Genomic DNA, 15,547 nt, shown 5'->3' with positions numbered 1-15,547 from the left:
CATCCGGCGTGGCTGAACGGGACGACACCGGTTAAATCTGGTCATACTGGACTGAGCCGTGTGTCCTCCGGGGCGCCGGCCATGACGCCCGTGGGCCGACAGTGGAGGCCGCGTGACCTGGCCAGTGCTCTCCCCGTCCGCAGTCTCCAGGTTCGTGACCGGCCCTGCGGCGATCGGGTCGGTCCGCTCCGCCGCGAAGTGGCTGACCGGCCTCCCTGCGGCGATGCCGGTGATCGGGCCCCTGCTGCGGCCCCGCACGCCCCGGCTCTGGCGTACGCCCGGCGGCGTGCAGGTCGAGGTCCTGCGCCTGGGGCGGCCCGGGACGTCCGGCGCGGCACGCGAGGTGGAGGCCACGCTGCTGGCGGTGCCGGGGGTGTGTCGCGCGGAGGTGAACGGCACGCTGGGCTGCGTGTACGTCGCCTGCGGGCCCGAGACCGACCTGGAGCGTGTCGTCGCCCTGGTCGCCGCGGCGGACGCTGTCGCTCCCGAGGCGGGAACCGGTGGCGAGAGGGGCTCCGGCGGGGGAGGGGCACGGCGTCCGGTCGGCTTCCCCGGCGCGGCGGCCCAGGGGATCGAGGCGGCGGTTCACCTCGGCGCGGGCCTGGCGGCAGTCGGGGTGGCGTCGGTCGGCAACCTGCTGCGGCTGCGGGGGCTCCCTCCGGTGGTGATCTCCGCGGTGCAGCTCGCCGAGGCCACCCCGCGGCTGCGCGAGGGGATCGCCGGCCGGCTCGGTGACAAGGGCGCGGAGCGGACCTGGGCCGCGACGAACCTGCTGCTCGCGACGCTGACGTTCCGGCCGATCGGAGCCGCGGCGACCACCGCGCTGGCCGGCGCCCGGTACGCCGAGGTGCAGGCCCGGCGCAGGGCCTGGGGCGACTGGTCGCGCCGGCTGGCCGCGCACGAGGGAACGTACCGTCACGACGCGGTGCCGGCGCAGGAGCGGCCCACCCGGCTGCCGCCCGGGCGGAGCGATCGGTACGCCAACGTGGCGGTGCCGGTGTCCCTCGCCGCGTACGGACTCACCGGGCTCGGCACGCTCAGCCACGACCGGGGGCTGGCGCTGCTGACCGCCGGGACGCCGAGAGGCCCACGGTTCGGACGGGAGTCGTTCGCCTGCTCGGTGGCACGCGCGGTCTCCGACCGCGGGGCGCTGGTGCTGCGGCCGGAGGCGTTGCGTCGGCTCGACCGGATCGACACGGTCGTCCTCGACGCCCGGGTGCTGGCCACCGGCGGGTGGACCGTCGAGAGCATGGTGCGCCTGACACCGACCGGCGGGCGGCCGGGGGAGCACGACGGCGACCGCCCTCCCGGCGCCGGGGAGGAAGGCCCGGAGGAGGACGAGATCCACGCACGGATCCTCGAGCTGATCGAGCCGGGCGGCCCGCCGGGGCGGGGGCCCGGCGCCGACCCCGCGCGGCCGCAGCGGCGAACGGGGTGGGCGGTGCGGCCGTACACCGGGACGGACACCGTGCCGGGCGGTGTCGTGGTGCCCGAGGAGACGGCCGCGCAGGCGGCGCGGTGGGCGGACGAGGGCGCGCAGGTCCTGCTCGTCCTGCGGGAGGACACTCCGGTCGCGGTGGCCGCTCTGGTACCCCAACTGCATGCGCTGGCCCACCACTTGGTGCGCGCGGCGCGTGACTGCGGCGAGGTGCGGCTGGTGGGCGGCCCGCCCGGGCTGCACCGTCGGTTCGGGCTGCCCGAGGCGGTCCCCACCGGACAGCTCCGCACGGCCGCGCTGGTCCGCTCCCTCCAGGCGGAGGGCCACGGTGTGGTCGTGGTGTCGGCGCGGGCCCGGCGCGCCCTCGTACGTGCGGACCTGGGGATCGGACTGCTCACCGGTCCGCGCCGGGTGCCGTGGGAGGCCCATGTCGCCGCCCCGCCCGATGTCGTCCATCTGCTGCTGACCGCCCTGCCCGAGGCCCGGCGGGTGGGCGTGCTCTGCACCCGTCTGGAGGGTGCCGGAGCCCTCGCCGGCTCGGCCCTCGCCCTTCTCGTTCCCCGTCCGGGAGCCTGGGCCCGGGCCCGCCTGGTGACCGACGCGGTGACCCTCGCCGGGCTCACGACGGGCTTCTGGGCGGGGTGGCGGCTGAGCGGCCGTCCGGCTCCGGCGGCCATCGAGCGTACGCCGTGGCACTCCATGACGGTACGTCAGGTGATGGCGCGGCTGGGCAGCTCCTCCCGCGGTCTTGACGAGGCCGAGGCCGCGCGGCGTCGGCAGTTCGAGGGCCGCGACCGGCACGACGGTGCCGTCACCCTGATCGGCCGGTTCGCTGAGGAGATGGCCAATCCGCTCACCCCCATCCTGGCGATCGGCGGCGGCATCTCGGCGGCACTCGGCTCCGTCCTGGACGCCGTGCTCATCGGCGGGGTGCTGGGGGTCGACGCGCTGGTGGGCGGGGTGCAGCAGCAGAAGGCCGACCAGGCGGCCGAGCGGCTGGTCGAGGCGACCTCGGTCCGGGCGCTGGTGCGCCGCGCGGACCGGGCCGAGGCCGTCGAGACGGCCGCCGAGCACCTGGTGCGCGGCGATGTGATCGAACTGCGGGCCGGCGACGCGGTCCCGGCCGACTGCCGGGTGGTGCAGGCGCAGGGTGTCGAGGCCGACGAGTCCAGCCTCACCGGCGAGTCGCTGCCGGTCGCGAAGAGCGCCGCGCCGTCCGCGGCCCGGGCGGTCGCGGACCGGACGTCCATGCTCTACCAGGGGACCACGGTCGCCGCCGGTCACGCGCTCGCCGTGGTGGTCGCCACCGGGACCGCCACCGAGGCGGGCGGCGCGGCGGAGGCGGCTCCGCTGGAAGGGCCGCCCGAGAGCGGTGTGGAGCGGCGGCTGAAGGCCCTGGGCCGGTGGTTCCTGCCGCTGTCCGTCGCGGCGGGAGTCGTCCTCTTCGCCGTCGACCTGCTGCGCAGGCGGCCGCTGGGCGCCGCCCTGGGGTCCGCGGTCAGCCTGTGCGTCGCCGCCGTGCCCGAGGGGCTGCCGTTCGTCGCCACGGTCGCGGAACTGGCCGCGGCCCGTCGGCTGTCCACCCGGGACACCCTCGTGCGCAGCGCCTCCACGATCGAGGCGCTGGGCCGCACCGATGTGCTGTGCTTCGACAAGACCGGCACGCTCACCGAGGGCAGGATCAGCCTCCAGCAGGTTTCCGACGGGCTGGAGAGCCGGCCGCCCGACCGGCTCACCCCGGAGCTGCGCCGGGTCCTCGCCACGGCGGCCCTGGCGGGTCCGCCCGGTCCCGCCGCGTCGCTCGCCCACCCCACGGACCGAGCCATCGCGGCCGGGGCCGAGTCGCTCGGTATTGACCCCGCCCGCGCCGCCGGGCTCGCCTCGGCGACCTGGGACCGGGTGACCGAGCTGCCCTTCGAGCCGGGGCGCGGCTTCCACGCGGTGCTGGGGCGCTCGGGCGACCGTGCGCGGATCGTCGTCAAGGGCGCACCCGAGGTCGTGGTGGCCCGCTGTGACCGGATCCGCCGGGGCGGCGGCACCGGGCCGTTCGGCGACCGGCAGCGGGAGGAGCTCGAGGCGGAGGTGGACCGGCTGGCCCGGCGGGGCCTGCGGGTCCTCGCGGTCGCCGAGCACGTCCTGCCGGCGGGCGCACCGCGGGACGACACCGCGCTCGCCGATCTCGCGGACGTCAGCGACGAGAACCTCGACGGGCTGTGTCTGCTGGGCCTGCTGGGCCTCGCGGACCCGGTACGGGCCACCGCGGCCGAGAGCGTGAACCGGCTCGCCGCGGCCGGGGTGCGGATCGTCATGGTCACCGGGGACCACCCCAGCACCGCCGCCGCGATCGCCAGGGAACTGCGGCCGGACGAGGAGCCGCGGCTGATGACCGGGGCGGAGCTGGACTCACTCGACGATGCCGCGCTCGTGCGGACCCTGCCGGACATCACGGTGTTCGCGCGGGTCACGCCCGCGCACAAGGTCCGTATCGTCACCGCGCTGCGCTCGGCCGGCCGGATCGTCGCCGTCACCGGCGACGGCGCTAACGACGCGCCCGCCATCCGGATCGCCGACGTCGGCATCGCCCTCGGCTCCCGGGCGACCCCGGCGGCCCGCTCCGCCGCCGACGTGGTCGTCACCGACGACCGTATCGAGACCATCGTGGACGCCATCGTCGAGGGCCGGGCCATGTGGGCCTCGGTGCGCAAGGCGCTGGGGATCCTGCTCGGCGGCAACCTCGGGGAGATCATCTTCACCCTGGCGACCAGTCTGCTCACCGGGCGCAGCGCGCTGAACGCACGGCAGCTCCTCCTGGTCAACCTGCTCACGGACATGTTGCCCGCCATGGCCATCGCCGCCCGGCCGCCGGCCGACCCCGCGAGGAAACTGCTCGCGGAGGGGCCCGAGGCGTCGCTCGGAGCGGCCCTCACGCGTCACATCCGACTGCGTGCCGCCGTCACCACGGCGGCGGCGGCCGCCGCCTGGGTGGCCGCCCGGGCGACCGGAACCCGGGGGCGCGCCGACACGGTCGCCCTCGTCGCCCTCGTGTCCTCCCAGCTGTTCCAGACGCTGGCGGACGCCGGCCGTGACCCGGTCGTGGCCGCGGCCGTGGTGGGGTCCCTGGTGGTGCTGGGTGTGGTGGTGGCGGTGCCCGGGCTCAGCCACTTCTTCGGCAGCCGGCCCCTGGGCCCGTCGGGCTGGACGATCGCCCTGACGGCGGCGGTGGGCTCCGTCGTCCTGCCCGCCCTCGTGCAGCGCGCCGCGGATGTCGCCGTACGGCCGGGACGAGCGGAGGGGCCTGCCGCGGTTCCGGCAAGGCAAAGTTCACCCCCAGGCCATGCCGATGCCGCCTCGCGGAAGCCGTGAGACCGGACAAAGGAGCGGTCCCCCGCCCCACGCACACGAAAGGCGGCCGCAACGTGCCGCACATCCTCACCACGATCCTGACCCGGGTAACGGTCGCCCTCATCGAGGCCGCCCTGGTTCACCTGTCCGTCCAGCTCTGGAAGACGCTCATGGGCGGCGGGCGTCCGGCGGCCGCTCACGCCTGACCTGGCATCCGGCACAACTCGTAAGCCTTTGCCGCATTTGGGTGGTTTTTCACTGCCCGAAGATGGAACCGTAGAAGAAGGGGCACATCCACGTACGCTTCCCCACAGGGAGGACGGAGATGACATCCCCGCAGTTCCAGCCAGGACAGACACCCACCCAGAAGGAGAGTCCGAACCAGGGCGACCAGGCGCAGACACCGCAGACGGCCCCCACGACCGGCGAGGCGCAGCAGGCACCCGAGGCCCCTGAAGGCCGGGAGAAGCCGGCGGGCGGCAAGGTGGTCCACATGCACACCGCGCACCCGCGGGTACCCATCCCCTACGTGACCCCGGGCGACATGTTCACCGGCGCCCGCAGAGGCACGTCGATGCTCCCCTCGCCCCGCAAGGTGGTCTACTACGGCGTCCTCGGCGCCATGGCCGTGGCCGGAGCCCTGGAGTGGCCGGTCGCCGTCGCAGTCGGCGCCGCCACCGAAGTGATCACCCGCGAGCAGGGGGCCCGGAAGCGAGCCGGGCGGGAAGAGGAGCAGCGTCGGCAGCCCGACGCCGAGCCCTCCGCCCGGACGGAATCCGCCCAGCCGCGGCAGACGGCGACGGCGTGACCGACCCGTTCGCGCCCCACGCCGGTGGGGTCCCGACGCGGTCCGGCGTCGGGACCCCACCGGCGTCCCCGGACCGGACAGCGCTCGGGGCGTGGCTCTAAGGCGAAACCTTGGCGGACCGTTGGTCTTCCCCTCTCCAACTGCTGGGCTGTCTCTCGACAGCGGGTTCCTAGGGTCGTTGTCGTCCCCCGGAGGTCCGGTCCACAGACCTTCGAACCCGCAGCGCTTCCCCCGTGTTTGGAGACACCCTGATGCGTGCTCTGCCCCGTCGTGCCGTGCTTGCCGCTCCCTGCGCCGTCCTGATGTTCGCGCTGGTCGCCTGCGGCGGTTCCGACTCCGGCTCCGACAGTTCCGGCGCCGCGAACACCCAGCAGCAGGCCCAGGGCGCGGGTGGCGCCGAGGCGGCGGGTGAAGCCGGCGGAGACGCCGACGACAAGAAGGAGCCCCCGCTGACCGGCGAGATCAAGCAGAAGGCCGAGGCCGCCGCGCTCGCCGCCTACCCGGGCACCGTCGTGAAGTCCGAGGAGGACGCGGAGAAGCCCGGCATGTACGCGGTCGAGGTGAAGCAGGGCGACGGCACCACGGTCGAGGTCTACCTCGACAAGTCCTTCAAGGTCAGCGACACCAAGAAGGAGGGTGCCGAGGGGGACGAGGACGCCGGCTGACGGACGTCCCGCGCGTCTCCCTGGCCCCCGGTGGCTTCCCCGTGAACCGTGCAACCGCTGTGGCACAGCTGTGCGAGTCTGGCGCCATGCGGCTGCTGCTCATCGAAGACGACGACCGAATCGCCGGCCCTCTCACCGAGGGCCTGGGACGCTATGGCTTCACCGTGGACCACGTCCGCACCGGAGCCGCCGGGCTCGCGGACACCACGGCCGCGCCGGACCTGGTCCTGCTCGACCTCGGCCTTCCCGACATGGACGGCCTGGACGTCTGCCGCAGTCTGCGCGCCCGCTCCGCCGTCCCCATCATCATGATCACCGCACGGGGCGAGGAGGCCGACCGCATCGTCGGCCTCGAACTCGGCGCCGACGACTACCTCGCCAAGCCCTTCGGCGTACGGGAACTGATCGCCCGCATCCGGGCCGTCACCCGGCGCGCCGGTGCACCCGCCTACACGCCGGCCGGGTCGGCGGACGCACCGGAAGCGCACCGACCCGCCTCCGGCGCACAGGCGGTGGGACCGCTGGCCATCAACCGCCGCACCCGCGAGGTTCACCTCGACGGCCGGGAAGTCGCCCTGACGCCCAGGGAGTTCGATCTGCTCGCCTTCCTATCCGACGATCCCGGGACGGTGTACTCACGCCAGCAGATCATGGACACGGTGTGGGACCCGCACTTCTTCGGCCCCACCAAGACCCTCGACGCCCACGTGGCCGCCCTGCGCCGCAAGCTCGGTGACGCGGGCTGGATCACCACCGCTCGCGGGGTCGGCTTCCGCCTCACCGTCCCCGGCGACCACACCGCCGCCGAGGAGACCGGATGACCCGGCGCCTGCTGCTCAGCTATCTCGGCCTGGCCCTGCTCGTGCTGGCGGGGCTGGAGATACCCCTCGGTTTCATCTACGCCCGGGGCGAGACCACCCGGGCCTCCCAGGGCGTGGAACGCGACGCGTCCATGCTCGCCGAGGTCACCGAGGAGAACATCGAGAAGGGTGAGCTCGACGCGCTGCCCGAGGTGATCGGCGAGTACGCCGAACGCACCGGCGCCCGTGTCGTCGTCACCGACAAGCGGGGCACCGTCCTGGCCGACTCCGACCCCACCGGCCGCACCGGCGTCAGCGTGGCCGCGCAACCGGACATCGCCCGGGCCCTGCGCAACCAGCCCACCGTCACCACCACGACCGACAGCGCCGGCAACGACGTGCTGTCGGCCACCATGCCCGGCACCTCGGGCACCACGATCCGTGGCACCCTGCGCGTGACCCTTCCCCTCTCCGAGGTCAGTGCACGGGTCCACCGGATCTGGGGAGCTCTCGCCCTGGCCGGGGCCTGCGTCCTCGCGGTGGTGGCGCTGGTCGCGTTCGGCCTGGCCCGGTGGATCACCCGCCCCCTGCGCACCCTGGAGGCCGCGACCACCCAGCTCGCCGAGGGACAGCTCACCCACCCGCCCGACGCCTCCACCGGCCCGCCCGAACTCCGCCGCCTGGCCGCCTCCTTCACCCGCACCGCCGCCCGGCTGCAGCACCTGCTCAAGGCCCAGCAGGCGTTCGCCTCGGAAGCCTCCCACCAGCTCAAGACACCGCTCACCGGGCTGCGGCTGCGGCTGGAGAACTTCGAGCCCTACCTCGACCCGCGGGCCCACGGCAGCCTGGACGAAGCTGTCGGCGAGGTCGAACGCCTCGGCCGTATGGTCCAGGGACTGCTCGCCCTGGCCCGCCTGGAGAACACCGCCACCACCCCCGAACCCGTCGACCTGGACACGGTGCTGGCCGACCGGGTGGCGATGTGGGAGCCACTGGCGGCCGAGCAGTACGTCGCCCTCGACATCACCGGCCCACCCGCCGGCCAGGTGTGGGCCATCCCCGGCGCCCTGGAGCAGATCACCGACAACCTCCTCGCCAACGCCCTGCGCGTCTCCCCACCCAGCACCACGATCACCCTGCACCGCGCCCCCGGCACCGAACTCCACATCATCGACCAGGGCCCCGGCCTGAACGACGCCGACCGCGAACGCGCCTTCGACCGCTTCTGGCGCTCCTCCGACGCCCACCACGACGGCACCGGCCTCGGCCTGCCCATCGTCCGCCACCTCGTCGACGCCTCCGGCGGAACCATCACCCTCCACCCCGCCCCCGGCACCGGCCTCGAAGCCCGCATCCACCTGCGCCCCGCGTGACCAGGGGTGAGAGCGGGCGTCTTCACGTCCTTCCGCACAGGATGCTGAGGGTATTGGCGGCGACGACGGCCCCGATGCTCGCCCACTCCGTCCAGCCCAGTTCCTGGCCGAGGCCGAGCGTGCCGACGACCGCGGCGAGGACGGGGTTGACGCTCATGAAGAGTCCGAACGCCTCGGCGGGCACCCGGCGCAGGGTGAACAGGTCCGCCAGGTACGGGACCGCCGAGGACAGGACACCGGCGGCGACGGCGCAGCCGACGGCCTGCGCGGTCGGAGGCTGCCGCAGGACGAGCACGATGCCGACCGGCAGGAACATCAGGGCGGAGACCGCGGCGGAGACCGCGGACCCCTGCGCGCCGGGGACGCGCCGGCCGACGGTGCGGTTGAGCAGGATGTACGACGCCCAGCATGCCGCGGCGAGCAGACCGAGCCCCATGCCGACGTAGTCGGTCGAGGGCCGCGGACGCATCAGCGTGACGACCCCCGCCGCGGCGATCACCGCGCAGCACGCGTCCACGCGTCGGCGTGCGGCGGACAGGGCGATCGTGAGCGGGCCGAGGAACTCCAGCGTCACCGCCAGACCCAGGCCGACGCGGTCGATGGCGCTGTACAGGGACAGGTTCATCGTCCCGAACACCACGGCCAGTCCGAGCACCGGCCGCCACTGCCGCCAGGTGAAGCTCCGCAGCCGGGGTCGCCCGACCGCCAGCAGGACGAGCGCGGCGACATACTGGCGGACCGCGACGACACCGACGGGCCCGAGGACGGGGAAGGCGAGGGACCCGATCGCGGCGCCGCTCTGGTTGGACAGGCCGCTGCCGATCATCGCGGCCACTCCGGCGAAGCGGCCGCGGTCGGGCTCCGGGTCCGGGCACGCCTCAGGGCCGGCGGACGGGGTGAAGCTGGTGGGTGCCGTGACGGGGGCGGGTTCGGCTCGCATGCACCGATCGTGTGGCGCACCGGCCCATGCGCAAAATGCGTTCGTCGCTCGATCTATACGGTTGACTCATGGATCTGGAGCTACGGCAGTTGCGCTGCCTCGTCGCCATCGTCGACGAGGGCACCTTCACGGACGCGGCCATCACGCTCGGCGTCTCCCAGGCGGCCGTGTCCCGAACCCTGGCCTCACTCGAACGGGCCCTGGGCGTACGGCTGTTGCGCCGTACCTCGCGCGCGGTGACGCCGACCGCGACAGGGCTGCGGGTGCTCGCGCAGGCCAGGCGGGTGCTCGCGGAGGTGGAGGATCTGGTCCAGGAGGCCACCTCGGGCCACACCCGCCTGCGGATCGGCTACGCCTGGTCGGCGCTCGGCCGCCACACGCCGGCCTTCCAGCGACGCTGGGCCCAGGCGCAACCCGGCACCGACCTGCATCTCGTACGCGTCAACTCCGCCACCGCCGGGCTCGCGGACGGCGCCTGTGATCTCGCGGTGGTACGCAGGCCGCTGGAGGACCGGCGTTTCGAGTCCGCCATCGTGGGACTGGAGCGACGGCTCGCCGCCCTGTCCGCCGACGACCCCCTGGCGCCGCGCCGTTCGCTGCGGCTCGCGGAACTCGGCGAGCGCACCCTGCTGATCGACCGGCGGACCGGCACCACCACACCCGACCTGTGGCCACCGGACTCCCGCCCGGCGACGGAGGAGACGCACGACGTCGACGACTGGCTCACCGTGATCTCCAGCGGCCGCTGCATCGGCATGACGGCGGAGTCCACCGCCCACCAGTACCCCCGCCCCGGCATCGTCTACCGGCCGGTGCGCGACGCCGAGCCCATCGCCGTACGCCTCGCCTGGTGGCGGGACGACCCGCACCCCGCCACCCAGGCCGTGATGGAACTGCTCACCGCCCTCTACCGCGAGGGCTGACCGCCCGCGCCGGCCGCGGCCCTGAACCCGCGGAAAGCTGTCGGTCCCTCCTCCCGAGTTATCCGCTAACATAGAATAATTAGATAGATGAATAGCCGAGTGGTGGCGAGGAGTGGCCGTGGACTTCGGGCTGACCGACGAGCAGGACCTTTTGCGCGCGACGGCACGGCACTTCGTCGCCGACGTGTGCCCGGCCGAGAAGGCCAAGCAGTGGGACGAGGAAGGCGTCGTACCGCCCGAGCTGTTCGGCGGCATGGCCGAACTGGGTTGGTTCTCCCTCCCGTTCAGCGAGGAGGAGGGCGGCGACGGCGGCGGGCCGCTCGAGCTCGTTCTGATCGCCGAGGAGCTGGGGCGGGCCAGCTTCGACGTCGCCATGTGCTACATCGGCGTGCTCATCCCCGGGATCACGGTCTTCCGGTGGGGCAGCGAGGCACAGCGCGACTTCATCCGCGAGCAGGTCATGACGGGGCGCCACCGGCTCGCCGTCGGCCTCAGCGAGCCGGACAGCGGTTCCGACGCGGCGGCACTGCGCACCACCGCCGAGGACCACGGGGAGCACTTCCTGGTGCGTGGGCAGAAGGCGTGGTGCACGGGCGCGGGGCTGCCCGACACCACCATCGCGACGTACGTACGCACGGGGCCCCGCGAGCCCAAGCACGGCGGCATCAGCCTGCTGCTCGTCGACCCGGCGACCGAGGGCGTCGAGGTGCGCCGGACCCCGACGCTCGCCCGGCACATCCTGGGCACCAACGAGGTCTTCTTCAACGACGCCCGGGTCCCGAAGGAGAACCTCGTCGGCCCGCGCGACGACGGCTGGAAGGTCATGCTCTCCAACATCGAACTGGAGAAGGTCATCATCACCGGTGGTTATCTGGGGGCCGCCCAGTCCACCCTGGACGAGATGCTGGAGTACGCCCGCACCCGGCACGCCTTCGGCCGTCCGGTCGGCAACTTCCAGGCGCTCGCCCACGCCATGGCCGACCTGCAGACCGAGATCGACTCCGCCCGGCTGCTCGCGTACCGCGCCGCCTGGCTGCTCGCCCAGGGCAAGCCCTGCACGCGCGAGGGCTCGATGGCGAAGCTGAAGGGCTCGGAGACCTACGTGGCGGCCGCCCGGCTCGGGATGCAGGTCTGCGCGGGCCACGGCTTCTCGACGGAGAGCGTGATGAGCTTCCGCTACCGGGAGTCGATCGTGGCCACCATCTCCGGGGGGACGAGCCAGATCCAGCGCAACGGGATCGCCCGCAGCATGGGACTGCGGTCCTACTGATCCCGGGTGTCGCCGCCCTGCTCGGCCAGCCATTTCTCGTGCCGTGCGAAGTGGCCCCGGTCCCGGGTCACCCAGATCCCGGAGGCCCGGGCCAGCACGGCCCGGGTCGGCAGCAGCACCATCTCGCCCGCGATGTACCAGCGTGAGCCCTCCCGCCGCTCGACCCAGGCCCGGACCCGCAGCGGGTGCTCCACCGGCACCGGCTTGACGAAACTCACGGTCAGTTCCGCGGTCACGCTCAACACCCGGTGCAGCAGCGGCAGATGCCCGAGGCAGTCGTCCAGCACGGCCGCCGTCCAGCCGCCGTGCGCGACATCGGGGCCGCCCTCCTGGTCGCGGGGGCAGGAGAGCTCGAACCACGCCACGCCGTCGTCGTCGAGCCGCTCACGCTCCACACCCAGCCGACAGGAACCGGCACCGCGGCACGCGCCGCACAGCGCCACCCCGCCAGGGGTCCGGGGCGGTTCCTGGAAGTCCGCCCCGGCCCAGTGGCCGGCCGGTGTCGTGGCCCCCGTACCGCTCGAGAAGGAACCGGCGCTCGTCGACATGCTGCAACTCCTCGTCATCCAGGGCGGTCAGGCGTCGGCAAGCAGCGGGCGCAGCTTCCCGGCGATGAGCTGGACCTGGCGGGCCACCATCTCCTCGGGCATCCCGGCCAGCGAGGCCCACAGGAACACCCCTTCCACCGGCAACCCTGCCACGTAGGCCCTGATGGCGTCGGCGGTCTCCTGCGGGGTGCCGTACAGGAACTGGCCGACGCCGGTCGCGCTCAGTCCCGTCTCCCGCCACTTCTCGGGGTCGATGGGGCGGGGGACCGGCTGGTCCGTCCCCTCCACCATGTACCGGCGGTAGCTGTCCCACTGGTACGCCAGGTGTCTGCGCACCACCGGCCAGTCGCCGTCGGGGTCCTCGGTGACGAACGTGGTGAACGAGCCCTGCATCCGGGCCGCCGCCAGGTCGTACCCGCTCTCGGCGAGACCTTCCTGGTACGGCGCCAGCAGAGCGGGGTTCAGGGACAGCAGCCCCGTGCCGAGCCGGCCGGCCCGCCGGGCGCCCTGCGGGCCCTGGTAGCCGAGCCAGATCGGCAGCGGGTCCTGGACGGGACCGGGCGTGACCAGGGATTCGGCCCACAGGCCGCGGATCTCCCGGACCCGTCGGTCGGTCGTGGTGTAGCGCTTGGTGAGGTCGGCGCCGAACAGGCGGTACTCGGGCACCCGGTAGCCGGTACCCAGACCGAGGTCCAGGCGGCCGCCGCTGATGATGTCCACGACCGCCGCCTGTTCGGCGAGTTCGGGGGCCGCGTGCAGCGGTGCGGGGATGACCGCGGTGCCCAGGCGCACCCGGCGGGTGCGGGCCGCGGCCGCTGCCGCCATGGTGAGCGGCTGGGGGAGGTATCCGTCCTCGAAGCCGTGGTGTTCGGAGAACCACACCGAGTCGACGCCCAGCCGGTCCGCCTCCTCGCACATCTCCAGGGTGAACCCGTACAGCCGGGACCAACTCTGCCGCCAGGGCGGGGGGTTGCGCAGGTCGAAGTAGATGCCCACCTTCACGCCGGACCGCCTCCTGTTGTGTCGTCCGCCAGTCGGATCGTCGCGTGCGCGACGGCGACCCCTTCGCCGGGCGGCAGCAGCCGCACCGGGCGCAGTTCCAGTGCCTCGATCTCCGGGAGGTCCTCGACCATCGCCGAGATCCGCAGGACGGTCTCCTCGAGGGCCGACAGATCCACCCCGCGGCCCCGTGTCCGGCCGTCCAGCAGCGGGCCCGCCCGCAGCGAGCGGACCATCTCACGGGCGTCACGGTCGCTGAGCGGGGTGACGCGGTGCGCGACGTCCGCCATGAGGTCGGCGTAGTCCCCGGTCAGGCCGAAGGAGACCACCGGCCCGAAGACCGGGTCCGCGCCGACGGAGAGGAACGCGTCCGGACCGGCGCCCGGTCCGCTGTCGCGTACGGCGATTCCGTACGAGGCCAGCAAGTCGGTGACGACCGTCGCCGGCGCCGGGCCGGGACGGCACCCGGCGATCAGCGATCGAGCGCGATCGACGTCGATTCCCGCGAGATCCGGCACGACGCCCGCGGGGGTGCTGCGCCAGGCCTGGTACGCCGCCGCGTGACCGAGCGAGGCGGCCGCCGCCTCGGGGAACGTGTAGGTCGGTACGACCAGTCCGTCCCGGTGGAGGAGGTCGGCGACGCCCGCGCCGCCCAGGAAGCTCGTCACCACCGGTTTCGTGGGCGTGGCCGCGGCCGCGTCGAGTATCGCCGCCGCCACCTCGTCGGGCTTGTCCGCCAGGGGCGGCATGAACAGGACGACGGCCGCGTCGATGTCGTCGTCGGCCAGCACCGCGTCCAGCGCCTGCCGGTAGTGCGCGGCGGTGGCCTTCGGGGTCAGGTCGATCGGGTTGGCGACGTCCGCCTGCGGCGGGAGGGCCGATCGCAGTGTCCGGCGGGTGCGCTCGCCGAGAGCCGGTACGCACAGACCGCTTGCCGCGCAGGCCCCGGCCGTCAGGGCCGCGGGCCCGCCCGCGTTGGTGATCACGGCGACCCGGTTGCCGGGCGGGGGAGGCTGATGGGCGAGGAGCAGGGCGACGTCGAACAGTTCCTGGAGACCGCGGGTGCGGATCACCCCGGACTGGGCGAACAGCGAACTCACCGCCGAGTCCGCGGGGCCCGGGTGAACCGCGACGATCGGTTTGCGCGGCGCGATCCGGCGGGCGACGCGGGCGAACCGGCGCGGATCGCCGAAGGTCTCGACGTGCAGCAGGATCACCGAGGTCGCCGGGTCCTCCTCCCACCACTGGAGGAGTTCGTCGGTGGACACGTCCACGGCGTGGCCCACCGACACGAAGCCGGAGAAGCCGAGCCGCAGCCGCTTGGCGAAGTCGAGCACCGCGAGCCCCAGCGGCCCGGACTGGCTGGACATCGCCACCCGGCCCGGCATCGGCAGGGCGGGCGAGAAGGTCGCGGCCAGCCGTGCCGCGGGTGTCGTGTTCAGCACGCCCATGCAGTTCGGGCCCACCAGCCGCATCCCGGACGCGCGGGCGAAGCGGGCCAGCTCCAGCTCGGTCGCCCGGCCCTCGACCCCGGTCTCCCCGAAGCCCGTCGACACGACGACCACCGCCTTGGCCCCGGCCTGCGCACACTCCCGCACGGCGTCGGGCACCGCCTCGGCGCGCACCGCCACCAGCGCCAGGTCCGGCGGCTCGGGAAGGTCGCGGACACGGGGGTACGCCCGTACCCCGGCGATGTGCTCCGCCCGCGGGTTGACCGGGAACACGCTGCCGCGGAACCCGCCTCGCAGCAGGTTGGCCACGATCTCGTGGCCGATCGTCAGGGGGGCGCGGTTGGCCCCGATCACGGCGACCGAACGGGGCTCCAGCAGGGGCTTGAGCGATCGCCGTACGGCTGTGTGCTCGCGGCGCTCCGCCCGGGCCACGGCCTGGGCCTGCGGGTCGACGGCGATCTCGAAGTGGATGATCTGACCGGGCGGCCCGGCCTCCACCCGGTAGCCGGAGCCGAGGAGCACATTGATCATCCGGGTGTTGTCGGCGAGGACGTCGGCCTCCAGCACCCGGACGCCCCGGGCGCGTGCGGCAGCGGCGATGTGCTCCAGGAGCAGCCTGCCGAACCCCTCGCTCTGGTGGTCGTCCCGGATGGTGAACGTGACCTCGGCGTGCTCCGGTTCCTCGGGGTCGCGGACGTACCGGACCAGGCCGGCGATCTCGTCGCCCGCCAGGGCGACGAGCGCCAGTTCGTTGAGGTAGTCCACGTGCGCGCCGCGCCGGATGACGTCGTCGCGGGCGCGGACCACCGGGCCGAGGGAGCGCAGGGCCAGGGTGGCCCGGGACAGGCTGCCGACGAAGGCGACCAGGCGGTCGGCGTCCTCGGGCCGGATGGGCCTGACGAAGGTCGACCGCCCGGTCCTGACCAGCCCGGGCCGCTCCAGGTCGTCGGGATACGAGGGGTACGGGGGAGTGGTCACGGTGCCGCGCCG

Annotated in this window: 12 protein-coding genes; 8 read left to right on the top strand and 4 right to left on the bottom strand. The window is 73.9% G+C overall.

Going from position 1 to position 15,547, the window contains the following annotated elements; genetic code table 11:
- Nucleotides 1-112 precede the first annotated feature (112 nt).
- The 6 genes from ACGFNV_RS15315 (at nucleotide 113) to ACGFNV_RS15290 (ending at nucleotide 8,426) form a co-directional block, all read left to right on the top strand.
- On the top strand, nucleotides 113-4,801 hold the full coding sequence (locus tag ACGFNV_RS15315) for a cation-translocating P-type ATPase (RefSeq protein WP_393622646.1): 4,689 nt from the start codon (nucleotides 113-115) through the stop codon (nucleotides 4,799-4,801).
- A gap of 53 nt (nucleotides 4,802-4,854) precedes the next feature.
- Nucleotides 4,855-4,986 carry a hypothetical protein gene (locus tag ACGFNV_RS15310; RefSeq protein WP_393622644.1) on the top strand — a complete coding sequence of 44 codons (132 nt, stop codon included), beginning with the start codon at nucleotides 4,855-4,857 and terminating at the stop codon, nucleotides 4,984-4,986.
- A gap of 119 nt (nucleotides 4,987-5,105) precedes the next feature.
- Nucleotides 5,106-5,588: a hypothetical protein gene (locus ACGFNV_RS15305; protein WP_393622642.1), complete on the top strand. Its 483-nt coding sequence runs from the start codon at nucleotides 5,106-5,108 to the stop codon at nucleotides 5,586-5,588.
- Between the two features lie 251 nt (nucleotides 5,589-5,839).
- Complete coding sequence (locus ACGFNV_RS15300) at nucleotides 5,840-6,253, top strand: PepSY domain-containing protein (protein ID WP_393622640.1); 414 nt, start codon at nucleotides 5,840-5,842, stop codon at nucleotides 6,251-6,253.
- Nucleotides 6,254-6,339: 86 nt separating this feature from the next.
- Complete coding sequence (locus tag ACGFNV_RS15295; protein WP_393622638.1) at nucleotides 6,340-7,074, top strand: response regulator transcription factor; 735 nt, start codon at nucleotides 6,340-6,342, stop codon at nucleotides 7,072-7,074.
- Nucleotides 7,071-8,426 carry a sensor histidine kinase gene (locus tag ACGFNV_RS15290; protein ID WP_393622637.1) on the top strand — a complete coding sequence of 452 codons (1,356 nt, stop codon included), beginning with the start codon at nucleotides 7,071-7,073 and terminating at the stop codon, nucleotides 8,424-8,426. Before ACGFNV_RS15295 ends, ACGFNV_RS15290 begins: the two co-directional genes overlap by 4 nt.
- Before the next feature lie 22 nt (nucleotides 8,427-8,448).
- Here the strand turns inward: ACGFNV_RS15290 and ACGFNV_RS15285 are convergent, their stop codons facing one another.
- Complete coding sequence (locus ACGFNV_RS15285; protein WP_393622635.1) at nucleotides 8,449-9,366, bottom strand: DMT family transporter; 918 nt, start codon at nucleotides 9,364-9,366, stop codon at nucleotides 8,449-8,451.
- Between the two features lie 68 nt (nucleotides 9,367-9,434).
- On the opposite strand from ACGFNV_RS15285, the gene ACGFNV_RS15280 reads away from it, so the two are divergent.
- The gene (locus ACGFNV_RS15280) at nucleotides 9,435-10,289 is read left to right on the top strand and encodes a LysR family transcriptional regulator (protein ID WP_393622634.1); all 855 of its coding nucleotides are present in this window, start codon (nucleotides 9,435-9,437) and stop codon (nucleotides 10,287-10,289) included.
- Between the two features lie 118 nt (nucleotides 10,290-10,407).
- Nucleotides 10,408-11,559 carry an acyl-CoA dehydrogenase family protein gene (locus tag ACGFNV_RS15275; protein WP_393622633.1) on the top strand — a complete coding sequence of 384 codons (1,152 nt, stop codon included), beginning with the start codon at nucleotides 10,408-10,410 and terminating at the stop codon, nucleotides 11,557-11,559.
- Here ACGFNV_RS15275 and ACGFNV_RS15270 read toward each other — a convergent pair.
- Genes ACGFNV_RS15270 through ACGFNV_RS15260 form a run of 3 tightly spaced genes read right to left on the bottom strand, consistent with a single transcriptional unit; the run spans nucleotide 11,553 to nucleotide 15,535 of the window.
- On the bottom strand, nucleotides 11,553-12,107 hold the full coding sequence (locus ACGFNV_RS15270; RefSeq protein ID WP_393622632.1) for a PaaI family thioesterase: 555 nt from the start codon (nucleotides 12,105-12,107) through the stop codon (nucleotides 11,553-11,555). The two genes, ACGFNV_RS15275 and ACGFNV_RS15270, sit on opposite strands and share 7 nt — an antisense overlap.
- A gap of 27 nt (nucleotides 12,108-12,134) precedes the next feature.
- Nucleotides 12,135-13,109 carry an LLM class flavin-dependent oxidoreductase gene (locus ACGFNV_RS15265; protein ID WP_393622631.1) on the bottom strand — a complete coding sequence of 325 codons (975 nt, stop codon included), beginning with the start codon at nucleotides 13,107-13,109 and terminating at the stop codon, nucleotides 12,135-12,137.
- Complete coding sequence (locus tag ACGFNV_RS15260) at nucleotides 13,106-15,535, bottom strand: GNAT family N-acetyltransferase (protein ID WP_393622629.1); 2,430 nt, start codon at nucleotides 15,533-15,535, stop codon at nucleotides 13,106-13,108. Before ACGFNV_RS15260 ends, ACGFNV_RS15265 begins: the two co-directional genes overlap by 4 nt.
- Between the last annotated feature and the right edge of the window lie 12 nt (nucleotides 15,536-15,547).

The organism is Streptomyces sp. NPDC048751 (assembly GCF_043198595.1).
GTDB lineage: Bacteria > Actinomycetota > Actinomycetes > Streptomycetales > Streptomycetaceae > Streptomyces.
Note: the sequence above shows the minus strand (reverse complement) of the source record. Positions and strands in the feature narration are given on the sequence as shown.

Coding starts and splice junctions, on each gene's coding strand:
- ACGFNV_RS15305 (WP_393622642.1), top strand. CDS start 5,106: ATGACATCCCCGCAGTTCCAGCCAGGACAGACACCCACCCAGAAGGAG.
- ACGFNV_RS15300 (WP_393622640.1), top strand. CDS start 5,840: ATGCGTGCTCTGCCCCGTCGTGCCGTGCTTGCCGCTCCCTGCGCCGTC.
- ACGFNV_RS15295 (WP_393622638.1), top strand. CDS start 6,340: ATGCGGCTGCTGCTCATCGAAGACGACGACCGAATCGCCGGCCCTCTC.
- ACGFNV_RS15290 (WP_393622637.1), top strand. CDS start 7,071: ATGACCCGGCGCCTGCTGCTCAGCTATCTCGGCCTGGCCCTGCTCGTG.
- ACGFNV_RS15285 (WP_393622635.1), bottom strand. CDS start 9,366: ATGCGAGCCGAACCCGCCCCCGTCACGGCACCCACCAGCTTCACCCCG.
- ACGFNV_RS15280 (WP_393622634.1), top strand. CDS start 9,435: ATGGATCTGGAGCTACGGCAGTTGCGCTGCCTCGTCGCCATCGTCGAC.
- ACGFNV_RS15270 (WP_393622632.1), bottom strand. CDS start 12,107: ATGTCGACGAGCGCCGGTTCCTTCTCGAGCGGTACGGGGGCCACGACA.